Raw genomic sequence first — 1,197 nt, 5'->3', positions numbered from 1 at the left:
AGCAAGGTGCGCGACGATGCGTAAGCGGACGTGATGGTGATGGCGAGGCCGCAGCCCAGCGCCAGAAACACCAGTTCGGGCGCTGTGGTGAACATCGGCCCATCCCACACCGGTGTTGCCGCCACAGTCTGATAGAGGATGCGCGTCTCGCCGCTGCCCAGCACCATGGTCTCAACACCGATCAGCAGCAGCAATTCAAGGATCAGCGCCGGGCGCGGGCCGATGGCCGTGTCCAGCCGCCCAGCCAGCAGACCGCCCGCGACCGCCGCCACCGACAGCACGATGCCATAGGCCAGCATCTCCAGCGTCTGCCAGCCCATCACCCCGGCCGCAAAAATGCCGCCAAACAGCAGGATCGCCGTGAGTCCATCTGTGAAGACCATCCGTGCCAGCAGATACAGCAGCGGATTGGCATTGCCGCGCGCGGCCGTGAACAGCCGCACCAGATCGCTGGCGCCGCCGGTGAGCGCGCGGCCCAGGCTGGCGGGGCTGCGCGGCTGATCGGGCACGGTGCGAAACAGCGGCACACTGCCCAGCAGCATCAACACGCCAACAATCGGCCCAGTGATGCGCGCTGGCTCCCCGAGCGCGGGATCGAGGCCGAGCAGCGGCGCCGCCGGCAGCCACGGCACATCGACCGTGCCCGGCAAGGCAAAGGCCAGCAGCACCAGCAGCAGCAGTGCCACACTCAGCGCATTGCCGCCGGCCAGCCCGAGGCCGCTGGCACGCGCAGCGCCGGCCATGCCGGCCGCCGGCAGCAGCAGGGCATTGTGCAGCATTTCATGGGCAGCCAGCAGCCAGGTCATGGCGGCGCCGGCCACCACAACCCACTGCACGCCCAAGGCAAAGCCGGTGGCGGTTGCGGTGGCGGTGGCGGTGACGGTGCCGGTGCCGGTGGCGGGCGGCATCACCCACCACAGGCTGCAACAAATGACCGACATGACCGCAATCACCAGCGCCAGCAGCGGCTTGCGCGGGCCGACACGGTCGATCATCGCGCCAAGCAATGGCATCGTCAGCATGACCGCCCAGCCGCCCCACTTGCCGCCCTGGGCCACCAGCGTCTGGCCGGCGACCGGATCGCCCACCACCACGCGCACGAACCAGGGCGCAAAGATATAGATGCTGATCAGGATGACATAGGGATCCCGCACCGCCTGGGCCATGGCCCAGGCACGCGTGGCAGCAGCGGACGGC

At 69.0% G+C, this 1,197-nt stretch carries 1 protein-coding gene; it reads right to left on the bottom strand.

What is annotated here, in order from left to right; translation table 11 throughout:
- The coding region (locus ABWP50_RS11085) for an MFS transporter (RefSeq protein WP_353218046.1) at nucleotides 1-1,166 on the bottom strand (1,166 nt) is incomplete at its 3' end.
- Nucleotides 1,167-1,197 lie beyond the last annotated feature (31 nt).

Origin of the sequence: Sandarakinorhabdus sp. (assembly GCF_040398645.1) — a bacterium.
In the GTDB taxonomy this organism is placed as follows: domain Bacteria; phylum Pseudomonadota; class Alphaproteobacteria; order Sphingomonadales; family Sphingomonadaceae; genus Sandarakinorhabdus.
This window is presented reverse-complemented; position numbering and strand designations above follow the sequence as displayed.